The 24,814-nt window shown below is 50.1% G+C and carries 22 protein-coding genes; 10 read left to right on the forward strand and 12 right to left on the reverse strand.

The features are described from left to right. Positions 1 to 283: 283 nt before the first annotated feature. The 3 genes from bioD to H6G00_RS25655 form a co-directional block, all read right to left on the reverse strand. Positions 284 to 994: a dethiobiotin synthase gene (gene bioD, locus H6G00_RS25645; RefSeq protein WP_190641279.1), complete on the reverse strand. Its 711-nt coding sequence runs from the start codon at positions 992 to 994 to the stop codon at positions 284 to 286. A gap of 68 nt (positions 995 to 1,062) precedes the next feature. Beyond that, positions 1,063 to 2,967 (reverse strand): serine/threonine-protein kinase, encoded by a 1,905-nt coding sequence (locus tag H6G00_RS25650; protein WP_190798898.1) that lies wholly within the window; start codon positions 2,965 to 2,967, stop codon positions 1,063 to 1,065. 186 nt (positions 2,968 to 3,153) lie between these two features. After that, positions 3,154 to 4,269, reverse strand: a complete 1,116-nt coding sequence (locus tag H6G00_RS25655; protein ID WP_242042501.1) for an esterase-like activity of phytase family protein — start codon at positions 4,267 to 4,269, stop codon at positions 3,154 to 3,156. A gap of 406 nt (positions 4,270 to 4,675) precedes the next feature. Between H6G00_RS25655 and H6G00_RS25660 the strand changes: the two genes are divergently transcribed. Beyond that, positions 4,676 to 6,535 (forward strand): S8 family serine peptidase, encoded by a 1,860-nt coding sequence (locus tag H6G00_RS25660; RefSeq protein ID WP_190798899.1) that lies wholly within the window; start codon positions 4,676 to 4,678, stop codon positions 6,533 to 6,535. A gap of 64 nt (positions 6,536 to 6,599) precedes the next feature. Here H6G00_RS25660 and H6G00_RS25665 read toward each other — a convergent pair whose 3' ends face one another. From H6G00_RS25665 to H6G00_RS25675, 3 genes are all read right to left on the reverse strand, one after another. Next, entirely contained in the window at positions 6,600 to 7,223 is a 624-nt protein-coding gene (locus H6G00_RS25665; protein ID WP_190798900.1) for a heme-copper oxidase subunit III, read from the reverse strand. A gap of 102 nt (positions 7,224 to 7,325) precedes the next feature. Next, positions 7,326 to 9,044, reverse strand: coding sequence for a cytochrome c oxidase subunit I (gene ctaD, locus H6G00_RS25670; protein ID WP_190641283.1), 1,719 nt, complete (start codon positions 9,042 to 9,044; stop codon positions 7,326 to 7,328). Between the two features lie 39 nt (positions 9,045 to 9,083). After that, complete coding sequence (locus H6G00_RS25675) at positions 9,084 to 10,103, reverse strand: cytochrome c oxidase subunit II (RefSeq protein WP_190798901.1); 1,020 nt, start codon at positions 10,101 to 10,103, stop codon at positions 9,084 to 9,086. 424 nt (positions 10,104 to 10,527) lie between these two features. On the opposite strand from H6G00_RS25675, the gene H6G00_RS25680 reads away from it, so the two are divergent. The 8 genes from H6G00_RS25680 (at position 10,528) to H6G00_RS25715 (ending at position 19,384) form a co-directional block, all read left to right on the forward strand. Next, on the forward strand, positions 10,528 to 11,490 hold the full coding sequence (locus H6G00_RS25680) for a heme A synthase (protein ID WP_190798918.1): 963 nt from the start codon (positions 10,528 to 10,530) through the stop codon (positions 11,488 to 11,490). 37 nt (positions 11,491 to 11,527) lie between these two features. After that, the gene (locus H6G00_RS25685; RefSeq protein WP_190798902.1) at positions 11,528 to 12,520 is read left to right on the forward strand and encodes a heme o synthase; all 993 of its coding nucleotides are present in this window, start codon (positions 11,528 to 11,530) and stop codon (positions 12,518 to 12,520) included. Between the two features lie 73 nt (positions 12,521 to 12,593). After that, positions 12,594 to 13,613 (forward strand): ATP-binding cassette domain-containing protein, encoded by a 1,020-nt coding sequence (locus H6G00_RS25690; RefSeq protein WP_190798903.1) that lies wholly within the window; start codon positions 12,594 to 12,596, stop codon positions 13,611 to 13,613. A gap of 48 nt (positions 13,614 to 13,661) precedes the next feature. Then, the gene (locus tag H6G00_RS25695) at positions 13,662 to 15,107 is read left to right on the forward strand and encodes a cytochrome ubiquinol oxidase subunit I (RefSeq protein WP_190687931.1); all 1,446 of its coding nucleotides are present in this window, start codon (positions 13,662 to 13,664) and stop codon (positions 15,105 to 15,107) included. 550 nt (positions 15,108 to 15,657) lie between these two features. Continuing rightward, positions 15,658 to 17,103, forward strand: coding sequence for a HAMP domain-containing sensor histidine kinase (locus H6G00_RS36815; RefSeq protein WP_347278226.1), 1,446 nt, complete (start codon positions 15,658 to 15,660; stop codon positions 17,101 to 17,103). A 158-nt stretch (positions 17,104 to 17,261) separates the two neighbouring features. Further along, positions 17,262 to 17,951: a response regulator transcription factor gene (locus tag H6G00_RS25705; protein WP_190798905.1), complete on the forward strand. Its 690-nt coding sequence runs from the start codon at positions 17,262 to 17,264 to the stop codon at positions 17,949 to 17,951. A gap of 133 nt (positions 17,952 to 18,084) precedes the next feature. Next, positions 18,085 to 18,996 (forward strand): metallophosphoesterase, encoded by a 912-nt coding sequence (locus tag H6G00_RS25710; RefSeq protein ID WP_190798906.1) that lies wholly within the window; start codon positions 18,085 to 18,087, stop codon positions 18,994 to 18,996. 43 nt (positions 18,997 to 19,039) lie between these two features. Next, positions 19,040 to 19,384: a metalloregulator ArsR/SmtB family transcription factor gene (locus H6G00_RS25715; RefSeq protein WP_190687920.1), complete on the forward strand. Its 345-nt coding sequence runs from the start codon at positions 19,040 to 19,042 to the stop codon at positions 19,382 to 19,384. 67 nt (positions 19,385 to 19,451) lie between these two features. Here H6G00_RS25715 and H6G00_RS25720 read toward each other — a convergent pair whose 3' ends face one another. After that, on the reverse strand, positions 19,452 to 19,889 hold the full coding sequence (locus H6G00_RS25720; protein ID WP_190687917.1) for a peroxiredoxin: 438 nt from the start codon (positions 19,887 to 19,889) through the stop codon (positions 19,452 to 19,454). Positions 19,890 to 20,174: 285 nt separating this feature from the next. Here H6G00_RS25720 and H6G00_RS25725 point away from each other — a divergent pair, with 285 nt between their 5' ends. Further along, entirely contained in the window at positions 20,175 to 20,453 is a 279-nt protein-coding gene (locus tag H6G00_RS25725) for a hypothetical protein (RefSeq protein ID WP_190798920.1), read from the forward strand. 25 nt (positions 20,454 to 20,478) lie between these two features. On the opposite strand, the gene H6G00_RS25730 is transcribed toward H6G00_RS25725, so the two are convergent. From H6G00_RS25730 to hypA, 5 genes are all read right to left on the reverse strand, one after another. Further along, the gene (locus H6G00_RS25730) at positions 20,479 to 21,258 is read right to left on the reverse strand and encodes an ABC transporter ATP-binding protein (protein WP_190641293.1); all 780 of its coding nucleotides are present in this window, start codon (positions 21,256 to 21,258) and stop codon (positions 20,479 to 20,481) included. 172 nt (positions 21,259 to 21,430) lie between these two features. Beyond that, positions 21,431 to 22,288 (reverse strand): ABC transporter permease, encoded by an 858-nt coding sequence (locus tag H6G00_RS25735; protein WP_190641294.1) that lies wholly within the window; start codon positions 22,286 to 22,288, stop codon positions 21,431 to 21,433. 147 nt (positions 22,289 to 22,435) lie between these two features. Next, positions 22,436 to 23,473, reverse strand: coding sequence for an ABC transporter substrate-binding protein (locus H6G00_RS25740; RefSeq protein ID WP_190798907.1), 1,038 nt, complete (start codon positions 23,471 to 23,473; stop codon positions 22,436 to 22,438). A 202-nt stretch (positions 23,474 to 23,675) separates the two neighbouring features. Next, positions 23,676 to 24,386, reverse strand: a complete 711-nt coding sequence (hypB, locus tag H6G00_RS25745) for a hydrogenase nickel incorporation protein HypB (RefSeq protein WP_190798908.1) — start codon at positions 24,384 to 24,386, stop codon at positions 23,676 to 23,678. Continuing rightward, positions 24,370 to 24,750, reverse strand: coding sequence for a hydrogenase maturation nickel metallochaperone HypA (gene hypA / locus H6G00_RS25750; protein WP_190798909.1), 381 nt, complete (start codon positions 24,748 to 24,750; stop codon positions 24,370 to 24,372). The genes hypB and hypA overlap by 17 nt, the downstream gene beginning before the upstream one ends. Between the last annotated feature and the right edge of the window lie 64 nt (positions 24,751 to 24,814).

The following is a 24,814-nucleotide window of genomic DNA, read 5'->3' on the forward strand; positions in this document are numbered from 1 at the left end:
CGCGTACGCGGGGCACGCTCCAAAATATCCAGCTTCATGTAGAAACGGTATAAAACAAAGCTTTTAATGGGAAAATCGTCCTGGTTTTAGAAACTGTACTAGTTCAAAAACAGTTGTTTCTCTGCTTACGGAATAAGAGGCTAACTTCTATTTTTTTGTTACGATGTATCGCCGAATGCTTTTTTGAAAGGCTGTAATTTACATTTACAGAAACATCTATAGCTGAGAAATTTACGCTGTACAAATAGCGTTTCTCCTGACAAGCATTTTCTCAAGCAACGAATTAGAGATTAGCCATACCTGGCGAGTAACTCATAACGGGCATAAATCTTTCCAGGTTTAGGTTAGAAGCAACCTGAGCAAGCTTATGCAGATCGGTGGGGTCATCTAGATGAGGAATGCAGCCCAGCACTGGTTTTTGGGTAAGTGACTGAATCAGTTTGGTGGGTGCCCAATTGGCAATTTCTTCGTCGGTACAAGGTTTAACGCAGTTGAGAATGATGCCTTTGAGGTGTACCCGAGACTGTTGAGCAAGAGCAGCGTTAGCGACAGCTTGAGAAATCGCCCCTAACCTCACAGGCACCACCAGCACCGTTGGCAGTCGCCAATCCCACGCTAAATCAGCCACAGTGGTTTCATGGGTAACCGGTGAACCCAACCCACCTAAAGATTCAACCAGGACAAAGTCTCGCTCTTGCTGCAGGGTTTGAAACTGCTGCCAGACCTTTTCAAGCTGAATTTTGCGACCTTCGCGATCGGCAGCGATCGGGGGTGCTAAAGGGGCTTCAAAGTAGAGTGGCGTAATTTCGTCGGCAGACTGCTGCAGGGTAAACAGGTGAGTATAAAGTTCGCGATCGCCCTTCCCCGACTGAAGCGGCTTCATAATACCGAGCCGCTGTGAGCTGCAATAGGTTTGCCAGTAAGCTGCCAAAGCGCTCGTTAAAACAGTTTTTCCGGCATCCGTATCGGTGCCTGCAATCAAGAGGGCGTTCAAGCGTCACTCCACTTTTAGTTAACAATTCACAATCAGGAACTATACCCTTCTGGTGCTTTAACAGAAGCCTATTCTGGTGGCGGTTCCGTGGGAGCCGTCGCACTAACGCCTAACGTAAAGTCGGTTTCGTCGGTGGATATTACTTCTACAATGTAATCGCCACCGTCCGGCACCTGGAAACCCCAGAAAACTACATTTGAGGCATCAGGCACCGGTTCACCATTGGGGAAAAGAATATTGAGGGTAGCCGCACCGTCTATAATCTCGGCGGAAAAGACTTGCCCTTCCTGTACGTTGACCAGGTAGCGTTTGGTAAGGCGATCGCTCACCGTATCGCTGACTTCTACACCCTCTGAGCCCGCCGGAAAACTCAAGCGTTGTGTATCGACCTGAGGCTCGACTGGAGTTGGGCTGGGGCTGGGTGTTGGAGTTTCAGTTGGGGTCGGGGTTGGTTCTGGTTCCGGTTCTGGAGCCGCTTCCAGGCTGAGGTCTAGTCTATAGTCGCTTTCCTCAACTCCTCGGACGGGCCTCAGCTCAAGATAGTATTCACCCGTGAAATCAAGCACTCCCTGCCACTGCTGGACTCGCTCAGCGTTGCCCTCCACCAAGTCTCCATTGGGGGCAAAGACGCTGAGCAATACTCCCTCACCCTCAATTGCAGCAGACAGAGTTTGCGCTTGCTCGGCAGACACAATGTAAGTTACAACCTCATTTTCTCTCAGCGTTCCCTCAACGCTGGTCGTATCTCCTGGCGCAAGGTTCAGCCGCTGACTGTATTCAACGGGTTCGTCGGTTGGAGTTGGGGTTGCTGTTTCAGTTGGAGTCGGCGTCGCGACAGGTGTATTGTCAGACCCATTGCGGATCGCGCTAACCACCGCAAAGGTGGTTATCAACGTGACAATTGCCAATCCGGTGACAATTCCAGCCACCGCCCAAGGATTGTCCCAGACAGAGGTTTCTGTCTGAGTTGGAATAACTGGCCCTGCAGCCCGACGGGGTGCATTGGAGCTATGGGCTGTTGGCTCTGGACGGCGACCTACTGCCACGGTTTGCATTCGAGAAGTAGGGTTGGCTGCCTGAGTTGCTGAGGTTGGGGTAGGTGGGGGTGGAGGTGGGGGTGTAACGACCGAAGGGTTGGCTAATGCCTGGAGCGCTTGCGCTACCTCACTGACAGATTGGTAGCGATCGCCCGGACGATAGCTCAGCATTCGATTCAACACTTGAGCAAAACCAGGATTTACCTTTGCCCACTGCTGCCAGTACCAGGTAAGGCTGCGATCGTCATACAATTCCTGGGGCTCTTTGCCCGTCAGCAGCACTACCGCACTAACCGCCAACGCATAGAGATCGCTATTAGGGTAAGCCCGGCCTGACTGAATTTGCTCACTCGGCGCGTACCCAATCTTGCCAACGGTGGTCGGTTGATGCTCTGTTTCCGCTGGTTGAACGCGAGTGACAATTTCTTTGACTACACCAAAGTCAATCAGCACAGGCAAATGATCCTGCTGCCTGAGAATGATGTTGTCAGGCGCAATATCTCGATGAATAATTCCTTTACTGTGAATGTGCGCCAACACGGGCAAAAGCTGCTGCATCAGTTGCAGCACCTCGGCTTCTGTAAAAGCTTTACCTTGCGCCTTCCGCTCGTTGAGTAGGGTACGGTAGGTCTTGCCTTCAACGTAGTCTTGTACGAGGAATAAACGCTGATTTTCCTCAAAGGTGGCACGAAACTGCGGAATTTGAGGATGCTGAATCTGATAAAGAATCGCGGCTTCCCGCTGAAACAGTTCCTTCGATTTATCTAAAACGTAAGCGCCACTCTGCGATGGGATGAACTCCTTCAGCGCACAGCGCTCGTTAAATCGTCCTAAATCTTCTGCCAGATAGGTACGACCAAACCCGCCTTGCCCCAAAATGCTCGACAAGCGGTAGCGATTTTGTAAAACAGTCCCGGTGGGAATGGGTGGTTGCATGACAGATGATTCACTGAGATCTCACAAACAAATAGGAACAAGCTCCGCCAAGTTAAAATTGCGGATGCTTATTGCTCCAAGATCTTGAGCGTATCGCACCAACAGCAATTCGCCAACTGACTTGCTGAGTAGTTTGAGCAACGCCAGCCCTATTGCCTTGCGAACACCTCATCATACCAGGGAAGGTCACGCCCCGCGCTGCAACCCATTCAGGCGAAACAGCAAAAATTGGGTGAACTGATCCGAGTTGAAGTTGTCATCACTCACCAGCAGCAAACTTTGACTGCCATCTGGTAACTGCGGCCCCAGCACCATACCTTCTAGGTTGTCCAGGGGAATGCCTAAATCTGCCAGGTCGAGCAACAGCCGCTTGCGAATGGGTTCGATGCTGCTCAAGTCTCCACCTAACCTGGGAATGCCGGATGTATCTGTGGCTCCACCTGTAGCCAGCTCAAAAATGCGGGCACCCGCTCCGGCAACGCCAAAAGAGTGTTCCATGCTCAGGAAATGACCGCCTTGGTCTAGCACGAGTAACTCAGTCAAACCATTCACCGTGAGCAGTGGTGGCGAATCATTGGGATAAAGATACTCCGCGATCAGCACAGGTAGCTCATTGCCAATAAGATAGTGCAGAAATCGACTGTAGTTGGGTCGTTCTGACGCTTCTGTCTCGTCTGAGTTGACGGGTCGGCGGTCTTGTTCCAGCTCTGCCTCGGTTGCAGCAAATAGGCGAAACGGTTCTAGCCAGGTCGTGCTAAAGCCTCCAGGATTGAGCGTTAGGGCTTCAAACCCAAGGTTATTTTGCACGCCCTGGGGCTGATCCTCCACAGTTTTAGGGAGATAGCGTTCTGGAATCGGCAAGTGCTGCTGCCATGCGCCTGTCGCCAAGTCAAACTCGTCTATAAATGGAGGAATGCCATCAGAGGCAACGCCTTCGCTGGAGATAAAGACCGTTTGGCGGGGAGAGAGGGCAAGCCCTTCAGGATCAATGGTGCCCTGGGCAAAGGGTTCTCCGTTTTCTCCAAGTAAGGTGGTTACTTTCTCGATTTCAACTCCAGCGATCGCCACCTCCCCAGACTCATTACTCAAATTGAGCTTGAGCGTGTAAAAGCGAGCCGGGGCAAATTCACTGCGATCGTCTGAGAGAACGTAGAAGCGATCGCCCTGCCTGTCATAGGTAAGTGCTGAAAGCCCACGCACGGGTGTGTCTTGAAACACCGTATCGGTCGGCAATCGATATTCACCTAAGAAATCAAGGGAAAGGTCTAAAAAGAGTCGCTCCTCGGCACTGACCTGAGGCAAAGTACAGCCTGCAAGGAGCAGTACTGTAAAACTGAGAAGTAGAACTCTTAGAAAAGGGAAAAACCGTTTCAACACTTTAGAAATACCCAAATGCCCCGCCGGAATGCACTGTCTGTATCTTAGCGAAACAGTGTTTTAGCGGAGGGGCGATCGCCTTCCCAACCGAGTCAGGGGTAAAGCGATTTACCATCCTAACCAACCCAAACTTGACTTCCAAGAAACTCATCTAATCTTCATAGGAAGCCATGCTGTATCTACTTTCCAACAAGACTAAGTGAAGTCGCTAGCTCGAAACTTGAAGCTTCAGTAAAAGGTGAGTGGGCATGATCCGAGATATTTCCTGTTTGAGTGCGCTGATCGTTAAGCCCCCTGATTAATCTCACACCCCTGAGTAAGGAACCCAGATATGAAGCCTCTCACTCAGATTTCATCGGCAACAATCGTTACGACTACTTTGCTCGGTGGCCTGTGCATGGGTACGCAGGCAGCGACGCTGATAGGAGAATACCTCTCAAAATCTGGCAGCAAAGTCAGTTCAAGCCTGATTTCACTTTCAGCAAATTCAGGAAATAATACAGGATTGTTCCCAGGAACTTGGGCAAATAATTCTCTACTACAAACTTATGGCGGTCATGTGGTGATTGATGCGATCGCCTCTGACAACACCGATGTCCTCTACGAAGATTTGCTTGGACTGGGACTCCAAAACGGCTCCAAATATGGCTCCCTTGTCTCTGGTTTGCTGCCGCTTGACGCAATTTCCTCAATGGACAGCTTGAGTAGCTTAAAATTTGCCCGACCCACACAGTTTCTATCTAACGTAGGGGTAACGACAAGTCAGGCTGATAGATCAATGCGGGCTGATATTGCTCGCTCGACCTTTGGGGTTGATGGAACAGGTGTGACAGTAGGTGCGCTGTCTGATAGTTACAACAACTTAGATGGTGAAGCCGCTGACATTGCTAGTGGCGATCTGCCGTCCAATGTGAACGTGCTTTTAGACCTTCCTAGTGGTGGCAGCGATGAAGGGCGTGCAATGCTGCAACTGATTCATGATGTCGCTCCTGGTGCAGATCTAGCGTTTTACACTGCATTCCTGGGGGGGCAAGCAGACTTTGCAAATGGCATTCTTGAGCTGGCCGCAAGCGGATCTGATGTGATTGTGGATGACGTCATTAACCTGGCTGAACCAATGTTTCAGGATGGCATCATTGCCCAAGCAGTTGACCAAGTCGTAGCTGATGGTATACCGTACTTCTCCTCGGCAGGCAACAACGATCGCAATGCCTACGAAAGCACCTTCAGAAACAGCAGTGTGCTTGATCCCATCTTTGGAGGTGAACTGCATGACTTTGACCCTAGCGCAGGTGTAGATCCGTTTCAAAGCATTTCGGTTCCAGTTGGCGGAGAACTCTTTATTTCCTTCCAGTGGGATTCGCCCTTTTTCTCGGTCAGCGGCGGTGAAGGCTCTCCGAACGATCTCGACATCTTTCTGTTCGATGATTTCGGCAATTTACTAGCTTTGGGGGCAGACGCAAATGAAGGTGGCGACGCGGTAGAAATCCTGAGTTTCTTTAACGACGGCTCGTTTGGCACAGACCAATTTAACCTGGCAATCTCTAACTTTTCTGGTCCCGATGCTGGATTCATGAAATATGTTGTGTTCGGTAACGCCAGCATCAGCGAGTACGACACCAATAGTGGCACTGTATATGGTCATGCAAATGCTGAAGGTGCTGAGGCGGTTGGAGCATCCTTCTACGCCGATACGCCTGAGTTTGGAACTAATCCACCTGTGTTGGAGCCATTTTCTTCGGCTGGGTCAACTCCAATTTTGTTTGATGAGAATGGCGATCGCCTCTCCACTCCCGAAGTTCGCCTCAAACCTGAAATCGTTGCGCCCGATGGCACCAATACCACTTTCTTTATTCCCGGTTTAGATGTTGAGGGTGATGGCTTCCCCAACTTCTTTGGCACCTCGGCAGCGGCTCCCCATGCGGCGGCAGTTGCAGCCTTGATGCTGGAAGCGGCACCCGGTACAAGTCCTGAGGTGATTTACGAGACGCTGGAAGAAACGGCGATCGACATGAACGCTCCCGGATTCGATTTTGACAGCGGTTTTGGGCTGATTCAAGCAGACCGGGCAGTAGGAGCCTTGATTAGCACGCCTCCTGAAGAGGTACCTGAGCCTGCGTCGGTCTTTGGGTTACTGGCAGTGATTGTGGGTGCAGGCTCACGTTTGAAGCGTAAACCGAAAGCTGCATAGAACAATTAAAAAAAGGTAGAACTTCAAGTCCTACCTTCCCTACTGCTTAGTTTTGGTTGCGTTGCTAGAGAATGTAAAGCAAGAAGAACAGCACAATCCAGATCACGTCTACGAAGTGCCAGTAGATTTCTGCTGCTTCTACGCCGAAGTGGTGTTCGCCGGAGTAGTGTTCCTTATTGCGCGATCGCCACAGCACTGCCAAAATCAAGCACAGTCCCAGGAATACGTGCAAACCGTGGAAGCCAGTCAACACATAAAAAGTGCTGGCGTACAGGTTTGTCTTTAAGCCGAATTCCAGGTTGTTGTACTCATAAACCTGACCTGCCAGGAAGATTGCGCCCATTACCGCAGTCACTAGGAACCAGGTACGTAAGCCCTTGACGTTATTCTTCTTGACTGCCACATCCGCTTGGTGAATCACAAAGCTGCTAGAAATCAGAATTAGCGTGTTGATTCCTGGTACAAGCAGTTCGCGCTCAGGAGTGCCTTCAGGTGGCCAAACAGGCGCAACCACGCGGAAGGTCAGGTACGCCAGAAACAGACCTGCGAAGATCATGCTCTCAGCACCCAGGAAGACGAGCAGTCCAAACAGACGATGGTCTGGATGTTCCTCGTGGTGAGCGGCTGCCTCAGTTTCGTGATGATAGTTGAGTGCAGTCTTAGCGGGATCAATCGTTGAACCTTGCATAAGTTTCTGATACCTACGAATGCGACTTTTAAAATTTAAGTGAGATGGACAGTGCCTACCGGACTGGGAGCAGGTAGGTTGGCACCGCCCACCATGCGCTGATTAAGGCTCTGGACTGCCAGCCCTCGCTTCTTCAGGAGGAATGAAGCCCGGAGGTGCCTCCATATTTGATTGAGATTCCTCTGGCTCCATTTCAGGATTGCGGTTACCTGAACCGTAGTCGTATGGACCACTGGTGAGTACAGGCAATTCCTCAAAATTTTCGATCGCAGGAGGTGAGGTCGTCATCCACTCAAAGGTCAATGCCCGCCAGGGGTTGTTTCCTGCCTTTTTGCCGCTAATCCAGCTCCAGCCTGCATTCGCCAGGAAGGGTAGGGTTGAAACCGCAAGAATGTAGGAGCCAATCGTACAGACCAGGTTGAGCGTTGCGAACTTAGGATCGTAGAGCGCAATCCGGCGGTTCATTCCCAGTAAGCCCAGTTCGTGCATCGGCATGAAGGTCAGGTTCATGCCAATAAAGGTGAGGATGAAGTGAACGATGCCCAGCGGCTCGTTCAGCATCCGTCCAGTCATCTTGGGGAACCAGTGATAAATCGCCGCATAGATGCCAAACACGCTGCCGCCAAACAGGACGTAGTGCAGGTGAGCCACGATGAAGTAGGTATCGTGAACGTGAATGTCAAAGGGTACCGCTGCGACCATTACGCCGCTGATACCGCCAATCACGAACATCGAAATAAAGCCCATTGCAAACAGCATGGCGCTGTTGAGTTGGATCTTGCCGCCCCAAATCGTGGCTAACCAGCCAAAGACTTTAATCCCTGTTGGGACAGCGATTACCATCGTGGTGATCATGAAAAACATGCGTAACCAGGCAGGAGTGCCACTGGTGAACATGTGGTGGGCCCAGACGATTAGACCCAAGAAGCTGATTGCGAGACTGGAGTAGGCGATCGCCCGATAGCCAAAGATCGGCTTGCGTGAGTGAACCGGGAGAATATCTGAAATTGCGCCAAACAGCGGCAAAATCATGATGTAAACCGCCGGATGCGAGTAAAACCAGAACATGTGCTGGTAAACAATCGGGTCACCGCCGCCTGTGGGGTTGAAGAATGCGGTCCCAGCCAACAGGTCAAACGCCAGCAAAATCAACGCTCCTGCTAACACAGGCGTACCAATCAAAATCAGCGCTGAAGCTGCCAGCATAGACCAGCAGAACAGGGGCATATCATTAATCCCCATGCTGGGCACGCGCATCCGCAAGATGGTCACAAAGAAATTGATTGCGCCCAAGATTGAGGAAGTTCCTAAGACCAGCAGGGTAAAGATCCAAATTCCCTCACCCACCTTGCCCGTCATTAGGCTTAACGGCGGGTAGGAAGTCCAGCCTGCTTGAGGCGCTTCCAAGAAAAAGCTGGCGATCAGTACCAGACCTGCCGGGGGCACCATCCAGAAAGCAAGGGCATTCATCTTCGGGAAGGCCATATCCCGCGCCCCTACCATCAGCGGAATCAGGTAGTTCGCCAATCCTGAACCTGCCGGGATGATCCAAAGAAAGATCATCACCGTGCCGTGAACGGTTAGCAGGTTGTTGTAAAGTTCTGGGCTAACCAAATCTGACTCTGGTGTCGCTAGCTCTGTGCGAATGGCGGTCGCCAGAACGCCACCAATCATATAAAAAATGAAAGAGGTAACCAGGTATTGAATCCCGATTACTTTGTGGTCAGTGTTAAACGTAAAGTAGTCTTGCCACTTGCGTTTCCCCGGAATCGCGCCTTCGGTCGTGGGGGTAGTAGTGGATTGCCATTCTGCTTGTGTCATAGCTGGCTGTTGTGACTCTTGGCTGTTGAAACTCTTAAACTAACGATTCATTGAGATGTGCTGGGGATGGAGTTGCTCTAATGCGGTGGCAGCATCAATTCCCATTTGATCTACAAAGGGTGCTAAGAACTCAGCATCAGAGAGGTCTTCGGAGGGAGCGATCGCTTTCATTGCAACAGCCTGATTTGGATCGTTCAAACTGGCGATTTGCTCCTGAATCCAGCCGTCATATTCTTCCTGGGTCTGGACAAACAGCTTCGTGTTCATCGCGCCATGATAAGCACCACACAGTTCTGCACAAATCACGGGGTAGGTGCCGATGTGCCGGGGGACAAACCGCAGTTCCGTGTCTCGACCGGGAATGGCATCCTGCTTCAACCGAAATTCGGGCAGCCAAAAGGCGTGGAGCACGTCCTGCGCTTTGATGTTAAGCTGCACCTCTTTATCCACGGGAATGTGCATCTCGCCTGAGGTGATGCCACTGTCTGGGTAAGTAAAGATCCAGGCATACTGCAACCCCATCACATCAATATTGACATCAGCGGGTCTGCCTTCGTCTTTGGGAAAGGCTCCAACTCCAAGTGCCAAATGGTTGTGGATGTGGCGGGGCTTGGGCTGGTTGGATGGGTCAATCAACCCAGTAGCCGATTCACCGGGCAGCATTGCAATCTGAGCAATGCCAGGGTCGGTCGCCGCCTGTGGGTCAAATCCGCCCATCGCTTTATAAATGTCGAAGCTGTAAACCCCAATGATTAGCACAATCACTGCTGGAATTGCCGTCCAGACAATTTCCAGCGGGATGTTGCCGTGAATTGGTGGTCCGTCAGTATTGTCGCCAGGACGACGGCGGAAACGAATTATAGAGATAATAAGTACGCCTTGCACCAGGACGAACAGCCCAATTGAGACTGTCATCATGGAGTTAAACAGCCCATCCACCAAATTAGCCTCATCGGAGGCAGCTTCGGGCAGTAAACCGTGGTTTTGACCATACCAAAGACTCACCAGCGTTAGGATAATGCCAGCCAGTAGGGTAAGAATGTTGCTTGGAATTTTCACGGTAAGTTTGATTCAGCTCATTCAGCTTTAGTTCCGTTCAACTACCACGTTAAAGCAGGAATTGATAACGACACGGAATTCATATCTATCCTTAACGCTTTTTTTGGGATCTCAGCAGCCCTTGTGTAGCAAACACTACAAGGTGAAATAACAATATTAAATCTTGTGAAAGATTTGGGCGAAAGCTAACTTTAAGCCGCAATTTTTTAATTCCTTTAGTTAAGAATTTTTCAACCACAATCCGAAGAAAATCCTAAAGCTTTTCACGCCTGGGCATTGCGTCGCTAAGCTGGTGAATGAAGCTGTTGTAGACAGTGGAAAAAGTAAATACTCAGGTTTTTGTCAACTTTGGTATTGAATGATTCTCAATTCGATTACGGAGGCATAGCTGATGACTAACGTTCACACTCAAACGCATCAGAGTATGCCAGCTTCCGTTCCTTCTTCTCAAGTTAGACCTCCGCTTCAGCCTCAAGACCAGATTCGACGGCTCGTGTGGAAGATGGCGATCGCCACGTTCTTGTTAATGGCGATCGGCAGCGCCACTCGCGTCATGAACGCAGGGCTAGCCTGCCCTGACTGGCCACTCTGCTATGGCACCCTGATTCCCAGACAGCAGATGAACTTGCAGGTGTTTCTGGAGTGGTTTCACCGTCTGGATGCTGCTCTAATTGGGCTGCTGGCGATCGCCCTCGTTGCTCTAAGCGTGTGGCATCGTCGGGTCTTGCCCCGCTGGACACCCTGGGCAGCCTTGTTTGCCCTCAGCCTGATCGTGTTTCAAGGGGCTTTGGGCGGACTTACCGTCACAGAGCTGCTGCGATTTGATATCGTCACTGCCCATTTTGGGACAGCGCTGTTGTTCTTCACCACCCTGCTGCTTATGGGTATGGCGCTGCTGCCCTATCAGGGGACAGGTAATGTCGGCAAATTGTCCTGGATTAGCTTGACGGCTGCAATTTTGGTCTACCTGCAAAGCCTTTCCGGTGCGCTAGTTGGCTCTCGTTGGGCAGTGCACCAATGTTTGGCGGGCTCCCAACTTTGCGGGGTAATGAACACTCACTTGTTTGGTGTGGTTCCCGCAAGCCTGATGACCTTAGCGGTCGTTGTCCTAGCTTGGCGCACCCCGGCTCTCCATCCTGCCCTGCGCCGACTGACTTATGTTGCTGGAGGATTTCTGTTGCTCCAGGTGGCATTAGGATTTGCGACATTCCACTTCCACTTGCAGGTTGAGCCACTTACTATTGCCCACCAAGCAATCGGAGCCGCTCTGCTGGGTACGTTGGTTTGCTTCACTGCATTGGGAATGCGCGATCGCCAATTCACCAAAACTATTGCTTCCGCTCCCCCATCCCCCATCCCCACCCCCCAATCTCCTCTCGCCACCTGATCTTGGCTTCTGCCTACAAATTCTAGGAACTCAACTAATGCATGAAACCGTTTGGAATGATGCCCCTCGTCACCACCAAAACGTTTGGCAGGTGATTCAAAGTTACTGGCAGTTAACCAAGCCCCGCATCATCATCTTGCTGCTGATCACCACCGCAGGCAGTATGTGGATTGCTGCTGAGGGCAAAGTCGATCCGCTGCTGCTGCTGGTGACGCTACTCAGTGGAGCGCTGGCGGCGGCTTCTGCGAATACGATTAACTGTCTGTACGATCGCGACATTGACTATGAAATGGAGCGAACCCGCCATCGTCCGCTTCCCTCGGGACGAATTCAGCCGCGAGATGCGCTGCTGTTTGCGATCGCCCTTGCCGTCCTTTCCTTTACGCTGCTTACCGTCTTTGCCAACCTGCTGAGCGCATTGCTAGCCATGTCGGGCATTGTCACTTACGTTGTCGTCTACACTCACTGGCTAAAGCGACACAGCACCCAAAACATTGTGATTGGCGGTGCGGCTGGCGCAATTCCGCCTCTAGTCGGTTGGGCTGCCGTGACGGGTGAGCTGAGCTGGGCTGCCTGGGTATTTTTTGCGATCGTCTTTTTCTGGACACCGCCTCACTTTTGGGCGCTGGCGATGATGATTCGCGAAGATTACGCCAAGGTGAAAGTGCCAATGCTGCCTGTAATCGTTGGCGATGCCCCGACTGCCCGCCAGATCTGGATCTACACGCTGCTGTTGATTCCAGTGACGCTGCTGCTGGTCTATCCGCTGCATGTGATGGGCGCGGTTTACACCGCTGTGGCGCTACTGTTGGGTGGTGTTTTTGTGGCGAAAGCGTGGTCTTTGTTGCAATCGCCTTCTGATCACCAACTGGCACGATCGCTGTTCAAGTACTCCATCCTTTACATGATGCTGCTTTGCGCAGGTATGGCAGTCGATAGCCTTCCCATTACCCATCAGCTTACAGGCGCTCTAACCGAGAACCTAAATTCGCTGGTCAGCACTTTAACAGTGGGGTTGAGCGGGGGTTGAAAGGGGGTTGAAAGGTTAGTTATTACACTAAAATCTTGTACTCCATTGTTCGTATTTCATGGTGAAGGGTGATATGGCCTCCGCAGTTTTAATCGAAAAGCTCCAAAAGCGCTATGGCAGCGTCGAAGCAGTCAAAGATGTATCGCTCCAGGTTGAGCCTGGAGAAATTTTTGGGCTGCTTGGACCGAACGGAGCAGGCAAAACGACGACTTTGCGTTGTCTCTGTACGCTAGCTACTCCCGATGCTGGGAAGCTAGAGGTGTCAGGCGTTTCAGTCTTAGATAACCCCAAGACGGCGCGACAACTGCTGGGTTATGTGGCGCAGGAAGTTGCCCTCGACAAAGTGTTGACCGGTCGAGAGTTGCTTCAGCTCCAAGCGGCGCTTTATCACCTACCACGCGGCACTGCCAAAGAGCGAATTGACCAAATGCTTTCACTGCTAGGCTTAGCAGATTGGGCAGACAAAAAAACTGGAACCTATTCAGGTGGTTTAAAGAAGCGGCTGGATCTGGCGGCAGGACTGCTGCACCAGCCCGATGTTTTAGTGCTGGACGAACCAACGGTCGGGCTGGATATCGAAAGTCGCGTGGCTGTGTGGGACTTTTTGCGTCAGCTTCGCAGCAATGGCACGACTGTTTTAATCACCAGTCATTATCTGGAAGAGGTGGATGCACTGGCAGATCGCGTTGCCATCATCGACAAGGGTGTAGTCATCGCCACGGGTACGCCGTCTGAGTTGAAAGATAGGGTAGGGGGCGATCGCGTCACCCTTCGTATCCGAGAATTTACTCCACCTGAGGAAGCCGAAACCGCTAAAACAATGCTGAAAGATCTTCCCTTTGTGCAAGAGGTGATTATCAACGAAGCTCAGGGCAACTCACTCAATTTAGTTGTCGATCCGCAAAGCGAAGCTCTGATCACCATTCAGCAAGCACTCAAGGAAGCTGGACTACCAACCTTTGGCATTTCTCAAGCTCGTCCTAGCCTGGATGACGTTTACCTTGCCGCGACCGGAAAAACGCTGCTCGATGCCGAACTTGCTGCCGCCGGGACCCGCGATCCGAAGGCAGAACGCAAACAAAATATGCGGTAGAAATTCTACTTCTCACAGATCGCTTCTCATACGCAGAAGGAAACCACTATGGATATCTTGTCGGATACAGTAGCGCTATCGCGGATGCAGTTTGCGCTCACTGCACTGTTTCACATGCTCTGGCCCACGATGACTACGGGAGTTGGAATCTATCTTGTCATTGTGGAAGGACTGTGGTTGAAAACCCGCAATCCCGACTACTATCTTCATGCCCGCTTTTGGTCAAAGCTGTACGTGCTGAACTTTGGCATTGGCGTGGCTACGGGCATTCCGATGGAGTTTCAGTTTGGCACCAACTGGGCTCCCTTCTCAGAAGCGGTCGGCAATTTCTTTGGCAGTGTGATTGGCTTTGAGGCATCCTGGGCATTTATGCTGGAGGCGGCTTTTCTCGGCATTATGCTGTTTGGCTGGGAGCGGGTGAATGCGCCAATTCACTATATGTCCACAATTCTGGTGGCGGTGGGGGCAAATTTGTCAACGCTGTGGATTTTGACGGCAAACTCCTGGATGCAGTCCCCGGCAGGTGGGGAAATGATTGACGGTAAGTTTGTTGTGCATGATTACTTTCAGGCGATCGCCAACCCCTTCATGAAGAACAGCGTCCTGCACATGTTCTTCGCCACCACAGAAACCTCTCTCTTTGTGATCGGTGGCATTAGCGCCTGGTACATCCTCAAAAATCGCCATTCAGAATTTTTTTCAAAATCCTTTAAAGTCGTGCTGGCAACGGCGATCGCTGTTGCCCCCATTCAGATCTACATGGGGCACCTCAGCGGCGAACAGGTTTATCACTATCAACCCTCAAAGCTAGCCGCAATGGAAGCCCAGTGGGAAACGACTCCCGCCGGACAGCCTGCTGACTGGAGTGTGATTGCCATTCCCAATGACAGCGCCGAAAAGAACGATTGGGAAATCACCGTTCCCAATGCCCTCGGCTACATTCTAGAGTTCAAGCAAAACCTCACCGAACCTGTAATTGGACTGAGGGACTTTGAGCCAGAAAACCGCCCTCACATGGTTGGGCTAATTTACTATTCCTTCCGCATCATGATTGCGATCGGCTTTTTCCTCGCTTTTTTGATGCTGTGGAGTACGCTTTACTGGCTACTGGGCAGATTCTCAGCCGAAAACATTGCTCAGCAAAAATGGTTAATGCGAACCTGGATTTTTGCTGCGCCTTTGGGATTCATTGCGATCGACTCCGGTTGGATTGTTCGCTGTGTTGGACGGCAGCCCTGGACACTCTACGAACAGATTCGTACCGTCGATTCAGCTTCTCATGTGCCTGCTAGTAATGTTCTGGTTTCACTCACTGCCTTTGCCCTCGTTTACTCACTGCTGTTTGTCGCCACGCTCTACTTTGGCAGTCGGATTATTCGCAAAGGGCCAAATCTTGACCTTCCCATACCCGGCACTGAAGTCACTAAACCTGCTGTAAAAACAGAGCCCGGTGAGTTTGTACCCGACGAACGCCCTGTTGAAGCTCAGCAGTAGGCGAATGAGTCTTGCTGGTCTAAGAAGTTTTTGAGCGTGAAAGTTTGCTTTCACGCTCAAAAATTATCTCCAAAATTAGCCACCTCTATAGGTGAGTAGACTTCCTGCATGAGCCATTTTTTGAAGCGTGAATGGCTGATTGACTGACAAATCTTCTGATGTAGGTTGGTGGAGCAAAGCGGAACCCAACTCCTGCCTTGGTTTTGTTGGGTTCCGCGATGCTCCACCCAAGCTAGGGAATATCAATGGTTTTAGGAGTCTTGTTAAGTCAACTAGGCGTGAATATTGGTACAGCTTCCCCGCACCAACATTCACGCTGGAGATCTAGCAATTAACGGGTAACTCAGGAAAAACTCATTCGGGTTGAAGTGACTACGGATAAATTAAATAAAGAATGAGTTTAAGTCTTATAGATATAGCGCTACGCGCATACTTTAGGAAACGTTTTGGTGTAAAATTCCCGCGCAGTGGGTAGGTTCACACTTTCTAGCCCAAGTTCCAACTTTGACAGTTTACTCGCTAGCCTTTGGGTAGCATGGACATCAAAACAGTGAGGCAGCGTTTATCGAATCTCAAAAAGGGTTGGCGAGGAATTGACCCATTTTCGCTTCAGTTTCGTTTGACGGTTGGCGCTACGTTAGTCTCAATTTTGGGCATCGGCAGTGTGGGAATGTGGACAACCTGGAAGACGCAGCAGATTCTTGTGGGTAGCTACAAGCAAAGTATCCAGGCTATCAGCGATCGCTTTCCGCAAGATGTTGAACTGTATGACGATATGCTGCCCATGTCAGAAGCGTTGCAGCGGGCAGTGGATGCTCGCACATTACCCAATCTGATGGTTGTGGTGACTGATGATGCAGGTCAGATGATCGTTCAAACCACGGATGTATGGCAGCGCGAAGATATTTCGACGGTGATTGCTACCCTTCCCGCAGTTCCCGAACCTGCAATTTACGAAGCCAGCGATCGCTACATCATTCTCTCCAAAGTGCCGCTGGTTATAGAGAGCAATAACTTAGGCACCCTGTACGTCGCACAGGATATTACCACCGCTCACACAATGTTCTGGGCTGTGATTCGCAATTTAGCGATTGGTAGCCTGCTGGCGATGGTGGCGATCGCTATTGGCATTGCGCTGTATGTGAAGCGATCGCTACAGCCGTTGCGCCAAATGAATCAGCTTACAACCACACTGTCAGTCGAGGACTTAGACAAAGCTCAAACTCAACTTCGCTATGCCCCTACCGAAGTGAGAGAGTTAGTGCAAACCTGCAAGCAAATGCTAGCAAAGCTCTCCGAATCCTTAGAGCAACAGCGACGATTTGTCAGCGATGTTTCACACGAACTCCGCACTCCGCTCACGGTGGTTCATGGCTACATTCAAAGCACTTTGCGCCGTAGCACCAACCTGACCGAACCGCAGCAAGAAGCACTGGAAATTGCCGCTCTAGAAACCGATCGCACGATTCGACTGCTGCAAGATTTGCTAGACCTGGCGCGGGCAGATGCTGGGCACATGCACTTCAACCTGGAAACTTTTGCCCTGACTGAAGTGATTGAAGAACTGCTCGGCATGGCCTCAAAATTCAGCGATCGGGATATTCAAATTGAAGCGGCTCAAGAAAAAATTGTGGTTGAAGCAGACCGTAACCGACTCAAGCAAGTGTTGCTCAACCTGCTCGACAATGCCTTGAAATATTCTGAACCTGACCAACCTATTGTCCTTAAGCTTGATCAGGGGGGTGCGCAGGCAGTGATTCAGGTGTGCGATCGCGGCTATGGCATTCCCCTCCAGCATCAGTCCCGAATCTTCGATCGCTTCTATCGAATAGACAAAGCCCGTGCCCGCACAACGGGTGGCTGCGGTTTGGGGCTATCCATCGTTAAAACCCTAGTTGAAGGCATGGGTGGCAGTGTCACCTTGCGCTCAAAGCTAAACGAAGGCAGCATCTTTGTTGTCACCTTGCCCTTATCTAACTCCTTAGACCTAATCTGAAGGTTTATTCTTATCTGCTTTCCGCACAAAAATAGACCTTGTAGTCAGCTTTAAGGTACGCCCTAACTTCAACCCTTCACGGATTCCCTGACTTTATAATGCCTCTCACTCCGTAGAACTCCATCCATAGAACTCTATAGAACTATGACAGCAGAATTATGACAGCTCATATCCTGGTGGTTGAAGATGAAATTAACCTGGCGCGGTTCATCGAGCTAGAACTAAGCTACGAAGGCTATCGCATCACCGTGGCTCATGACGGTTTAACTGGATTGACCAAAGCGCGAGATATTGGGCCGGATTTGATCATCCTCGACTGGATGCTGCCTGGACTAAGCGGTCTAGAAATCTGTCGGCGGATTCGGGCAACGGGCGGCAGAGCCCCCGTGATTATCCTCACTGCCAAGGATGAGATTAACGATCGCGTTGCCGGCTTAGATGCTGGAGCCGATGACTATGTGGTGAAGCCGTTTAGCATTGAAGAACTGTTGGCTCGGGTGAGAGCATTTTTACGCCGCAGTCAGGATACGGAGGCAGACGTGCTGAGCTTTACAGATCTGCTGCTCAATCGTCAAACCCGAGAAGTGTTTCGTGGCGATCGCCTGATCGAGCTAACCGCCAAAGAATTTGACCTGCTGGAATATTTGCTAGCTCACTCGCGCCAGGTGATTACGCGCGATCGCATTCTAGAAAAAGTTTGGGGTTATGACTTTATGGGCGACTCCAACATCATTGAAGTCTACATCCGCTACCTGCGTCTCAAACTGGAAGCCAATGGTGAAAAACGACTGATTCAAACTGTGCGCGGTGTAGGCTATGTACTGCGCGAAACCGGATCGAGTGTATGAGTTTTGCCAGTCAGTTTTGCCAGCCAATTTATCTAAGTAAACCAGCTATGTTTCTGTCGATACATTCTCACCAACCCTCTCTCTTTATTTTGATAAGCTGGGGTGGCTAATCCAGAGAAAACCCTCTCAAGTTATGCACAGGTTACTATCAGGATCGCTGAGCGTTGATCATTTAACCGTTGAAATTGCCGAATTGCCAAAACCGCTACAGGGCTGCAAGCTGGTTCAACTTTCAGATTTGCACTACGATGGCTTGCGACTCTCTGAGCAACTACTAGCAGAAGCGATCGCGGCAGCGAATGCCGTTCAACCTGATCTGATTGTGCTGACGGGCGACTATGTAACCGATGACCCAGCCCCAGCCCGTACCCTCGCCTCGCGTTTAAAGCAGCTCCGCAGCAGTGCTGGCACCTATGCGGTGTTAGGCAACCATGATATTTTTCCTGCGGGTTCGCAAACAGAAATTACTACCGCATTTGTCGAAGCCGGAATTCAAGTTCTGTGGAATCAGATCGGCTATCCGTTTGGGTCAGAATTACCGCTGGTCGGGCTTGCCGACTTGTGGTCAAGAGAATTTGACCCTGCCCCTGTGATGAATCGGTTGGACCCAGCTACCCCTCGAATTGTTTTGTCTCACAATCCAGATAGCACCGTTCATCTCCAGCCTTGGCGAGTAGACCTCCAGCTTTCGGGACATACGCACGGCGGGCAGGTTGTCATTCCGGGGTTAGGGCCACTTCCCACTTGGTATCAAGCTGTGCGGCGACACGTCCCTAGACGACTGCGCCGCTGGATTCCGTACATGCGAGAAGATTGCTACAAAGTCGTGCGTCACTGGGAATGGGCCCAGGGCTTTCACCAAGTCGGCTCCAATTATCTATATGTAAACCGGGGCTTAGGCACCTACCTACCTGGACGGCTGTTTTGTCGCCCAGAGGTGACCGTAATTACGCTTGCAGAAAAGGCGATCGCACTGAATGAGCCAGATTCCAGTACAGTTAACAGACCGCTAAACTCGAAGGGAAGGCTTTCTCCTACTGCCTAATTCCTAACTCAGTAAAGTCCAATCCAGCTTCGGGATTAGCTTGATGCAACCCACTTCTACAACACCCTCTTTATCGGTATCGCCGTCAACAGACTTGATTACGATTGGCTTTCACGCCCTCTCCGATCCGTTGCGGATGAAGGTGTTGGATTTGCTCCGAGAGCAAGAGCTTTGTGTTTGCGAACTGTGTGACTTCATTGGGGTCAGCCAGTCCAAACTGTCTTTTCACCTGAAGACGCTCAAAGAAGCTGCCCTCGTGCGAACCCGTCAGGAAGGGCGCTGGATTTACTACAGCCTCAACCTGCCGCAATTTGTGGTTTTAGAGCAGTACTTGTCAGAATACCGCCGTTTTAGCCAAATTTTACCTGCCCGCTCCTGCGATCGCTAACCAGCAAAGGGATAGGGGCGAACAGCCGTTCGCCCCTACAAGCAGATTGGTCAAACTTAGCTCAAACTTAGACTGCTAGCTCAGCCAAAATGTCAGTAGCGTGGCTGTCTGTTTTGACGGTGCTGTAGACCTTGGCAATTTTACCGTCGCCACCAATGACATAGGTAACGCGCTTGGAATAGCCGCCGCCATCCACGTCATAGGCTTTCGTGATTGCGCCATCCACATCAGCTAAGAGCGGGAACGGAAGGCTATATTTTTCCGTGAACTTCTGGTGGGACGCTTCATCATCCATGCTCACCCCAAACACGGTAATGTCTTTGCCCTGGTAATCGGCGTAGTAGTCCCGGAAGCCACAGGCCTCTTTAGTGCAACCTGGCGTGTCGTCCTTGGGATAGAAATACAGAATGACGGTTTTGCCAGCGTAGTCGGAGAGTGAAACCGTATTGCCGTTGGTGTCTTTGACGGTAAAGGCGGGAGCCGTTGTGCCAACTGATAAAGGCATGGGTTCTATTTCCTGCTTTTGCATTGTTCGTTACAGATTGTAACTGCAATTTTGGTGTGGCGATCGCCCCTCTTGCGTAAAGATGTGCGACAACTGCTTGATATCAGCAGCCAATATTCTGTATTTTTGTAGTAACTGATACAGAATATTTTCTGTTTATATCAACTTAGCCACAGTTCTATTTCCGAAACGATCTTGAGGAATTGCTGATGGCGAGATGACTTTGAAGCACAAGGTCGCTTATTTTTCCTGATTGGCTTATTTTTCCTGATTGAGAGACACGATATGAAGTTAGACTTTTGCTCAGTAGAATACGACACCCAGTCCCGCTGGTGTAATCTTCCCAAAATCGCCTGCGACTGGCAAACAGTTCCGCATCCAGAAGTTCCCCAGACCGAGTTTCAAGCCTCTACCTGGGTGCAGCTATTAGAACTTCCTAACCCCTTTAGCTTTGATGAGGCGCTTTTGCTTTGTCAGCAATCGGCCGATCGTTGGCTAGCCTGGGTTCCCGATCACGGCGAAGTCTTGCTGCATGAGAACCAGTTTTGCGCTACTTGGAACTGATTGGAACCGATTGGAGCGGATAGGACTATCCTCCTGCTACCATTGCCTCGACCGCTTCGCCGCGCAGCAGCCCCATAATTTCTTCCTTATAGTCCTGAAATTTAGGCTGGCGCTTAATGTGGTAGTCTCGCTGATTCGGCAAGTCCAGCACAACCTCACGCAAAATAGTGCCGGGGCGTGAAGTCAAAATGTAGATGCGTTGCGACAGAAAAACGGCCTCTTCAACATCGTGAGTAATCATGAAAATGCTGGTGCGGGTACGCTCCCACACTTGAAGCAAAAATTGCTGCATCGTTTCTTTGGTTTGCACGTCCAGCGCTCCAAAGGGTTCGTCCATCAACAAAATTTTGGGCTGAGAGGCAAGAGCGCGGGCGATCGCCACCCGCTGCTTCATGCCGCCAGATAGCTCTTTGGGTAAAGCGTTGGAAAATTGCGATAGTCCTACCACGTCCAGATAGTAAGACACGCGCTGTCTGCGTTCCTTCTCAGACATGCCTTGCAACTTCAGCCCAAAGCCAACATTCTTGGCAACGGTCATCCAGGGATAAAGCGTGTAATTCTGAAATACCATGCCCCGATCTGCGCCTGGACCTGTCACCCGCACTCCGTCTACCCGCACCTCGCCCGCTGTTGGCGTTTCCAACCCAGCAATCAGCCGCAGCAGGGTAGATTTACCAGAACCCGACGCACCCACCGCGCAAACAAATTCGCCCTCCTCAATGTGCAAATTAATGTCTTTGAGGGCAACAATCGGACTATTTCGAGTCTTAAACTGTTTGTGGAGTTGAGCAACTTCAAGGTACATAGCTGTGAGTGAGGTAAGTGTGAGTAGCAGAAACCCGTTAGCAGTTAAAAATTAGAAGTTAGAAATTGAAGCAGATGTAGGGGTGCAGCATTCGGCAGATAGCCCTTGAAACAAACCAAGAATTCTCGCTCGAATGCTACGCCCTCATAGGGGAATAAGCTTTTCAAGCCTTTCAAGTTGCCCAGCGACCGGTGAGTTTTAGTAGCAGCCGAAACAGCAAGTCGATCGCCAAACCAATCAAACCAATGACAATTAATCCAGCAAAAATTTCATCCGTTCTCAGGAACCGTTGAGCAATACTAATTCGCTTGCCTAACCCTTCGGTTGCAGCAACGAGTTCTGCCACAATCACCAAGTTCCAGGATGAAGCCATGTTGACGCGATAGGCATCAATAATGCTGGGATAGATGTAAGGCAAAATCACCTGAAGTAAAACCTGTAAGCGTTTCCCTCCCAAGGTGTAAGTTGTTTCGATTAATTCTTTGGGGACAAACTTAACGGCATCCATAATCATCAGTGTGTTGAAGAATAAGGTGCCAATGAAAATCAATAGAATTTTGGGGACTTCGCCCAAACCAAAATAAAGAATGAGTAGGGGAATAAAGGCAGGGGCTGGCATATAGCGAATGATGCCAATGATAGGTTCCAGAAGCGATCGCCAACTCGCAAACGAACCCATTAATACACCCAAAGGGACAGCAATAATCGCTGCTAAGAAGAAACCGCTAAAGACCCGAAACATGCTGTAGGCGATGTCTGTGGGCAGTATTCCCTCCGTCCAAAGGCGTTGCAGTGCTGCTAGAGTTCGCAACGGAGTTGGCAGAAAGATTGCATACACTTCATAGTTTGCAGCGATGTATTCAGAAACCATCCACCAAAGGGCGATCGGTACAGTGATCGACAAAACAATCAGCGTCCAGGACAAGTTCTTAGGAATATCTTCAGCAATTCGCCAAAATACAGTAGGTGGCAGCATTCTGGGCGCATCAGAAACATTTTCGTTCCCTATAAACTCGCTAGATTGGCTCATTTGCTTTGCCTCAAAACTGCCTCAAAACTGCCTTAAATTGCCTGTGCTTTTGCAAGCAACATGACCTACCTAAATCATCAAATGACAGGTAGGAGGTAGGAGGTTGCCTAAACCCAATTCCTACCTGCTACCTAACCTTCCAATTCTTTATCCCTTCCCTGCCTGTTCTGCGTAAGCTTTGATAAACCGATCGTCAAAGATGTTACTCACGTCAGGAGCTTCTTGAACCAACTCGCTTTCTACCAGGAATTGGCTAATTTGTTCAGCAGCATAGGGCAAAGAAGACATATCTGAACCTGCTTCAAAAGCCTTGAGGTTGTCCTCAATACTGAAGATGGTTGTGCCCTGGTCGTATTCTTTGTACTCATCAACAGTCACGCCTGCCCGCTTCGACATGGTGTCGAATGCCTTGTCCTGATTTCCTTCGATGAATTCCAGCGTGGCAAACCAGGTATTGACTAGAGCCTGAACGTCTTCAGGACGCTCATCAATCATTTGACGGGTCACAACTAGGTGATCGGGAATTGAACCCGGATAATCTGCTGAAGTAAACAGTGGTTTGCTTCCCGGACGTTCTAGAGCCTGAGTGGTGAATGGGGCAAACACTCCAACTGCGTCTAACTGACCTGCCGCAAAAGCCGCCGCTGCTGCCCCAGTCTCTAAAGGCTGAAAATCGATATCAGCCTGAGTCATGCCAGCATCTTTTAGACCCAACAACAGTAGGAAATGGTCAACCGTGCCCTCTTCTGCTGCAACTCGTTTGCCGCGCAGGTCTTCAACAGAGTTAATTTCCTCGCTGGCGATAATCATGTCATTGCCAGTCGAGTTGTCGTTGACTAGAACAATGACCTGATCTGAGCCAGCAGCCACGGAGCTAATCGTGTCATTGAGCGTTTGAGTATTTGCATCAAGCTGTCCAGAGGCTAGGGCATTAATTGAATCGAGATAGCCGTCAAACCACGTCAGTTCAACGTTGACATTGTTTTGCTCAAACAAGCCTTCCTCGTCAGCCACCTGCCAAGGAATCCAACCAGGCCAAGCGCTGAAGCCCATAACGACAGGTTCAGCAGCAGTATCCGTACCAGGGGTTGCAGAATCCGTGCCAGGATTGGGCGCACAGCTTACTACAACGACTAAACCAAACAGAAAAGCAACTCCCCAAGATAACAGCTTGCGAATTCTCAATTCAGGCTCCTTTAGAACAGGTTGGTTAGTGAATGAATAGCGATAACTTTGCTGATAGCTCTAATAAACTTGAACTATTTTCAGTTGGAGATTCACCCAATGTAGATTCACCAAACTGTAGGCTGGGTAGAGTTTAAGAAACCCAACAGTCTTTGAATCAAGCAAGGATTTAGATCTGTTGGGTTTCTTGCTTCAACCCAACCTATACAGGTGTCAAGTTTTGCGTTTTAGAAGTCGTTTGAGTCGAAGGAACTTGTGACTGTAGCCAGTCAAACCAAACAGCTAATCCTTCTCCGGTTTTGGCAGAAACGGGAATAATTGTTGCATTTGGATTCATCTGACGGACGTTGGAAATGATTCGGTTTATATCAATCTCTAAATGAGGGGCTAAGTCCATTTTGGTGATGAGTAAGCAATCTGCTTCTTGAAACATCACCGGATATTTCAGCGGTTTGTCTTCTCCTTCAGTAATGCTTAAAAGGGCAACCTTGGCATGTTCTCCGACTTCAAATTCGGCAGGACAAACTAGGTTTCCAACATTTTCAACTAACACCAAATCAAAATCAGAAGGGTCGTATTGATGCTCTAGCTGATGCAGCCCACCCGCTACCATTTTGGAATCTAGATGACAGGAACGTCCAGTGTTAATTGCGATTACAGGAACGTTATATTGGCGCAGGCGGTCAGCATCTAATTCTGTGGTCATGTCGCCTTCGATTATGGCGATCTTTAGCTTCTGATTTAAGGCGGCCAGAGTTTTTTCTAGCAGCACGGTTTTACCTGCACCAGGGCTGCTCATGATGTTGAGGCAGGTGATTCCCCATGCGTCAAAGTGGGCACGATTGTGGTCGGCTCCTTCCTGATTTGCGTGCAGCAGATTGATTCCCAGAGCCGCGTCAAAGGTTTGATGCATAACTTTCCGCAGAGTCAGAACAGTATTCGATTCGATCAATCTTTAGCTCTCGCCCTGAACGAATGTCTTCCATTGGCGATCGACATTCAGGGCAAGCATATTGAACGCCGATTTCAGGGCGATATTCCTGCTGGCAGTGGTGACAAAAGGCAATCAAAGGTGTTTCTTGAATCACCAGTTTGGCAGCTTCTAGAAACGTGTTGCGGGTTTGCACCTCAAAGGCAAACTGTAAGCTGACGGGTTCTACACAAGTGAACTGCCCTACTGTGAGATGCACCTGAGAAATTTTGGGGCGTTCTGGCTGCGCTGCCCACCAATCTTGCACTGTTAAAATCAGTGCCTTCGTCATATCAGTCTCATGCATAGCAAAGATCCAAAATTTGCTGCTGTCCTTCTAACCCTCTAGATGTTGTTGGGTTCTGCATTCG

Source organism: Leptolyngbya sp. FACHB-541, from assembly GCF_014695875.1.
In the GTDB taxonomy this organism is placed as follows: domain Bacteria; phylum Cyanobacteriota; class Cyanobacteriia; order Elainellales; family Elainellaceae; genus JAAUTN01.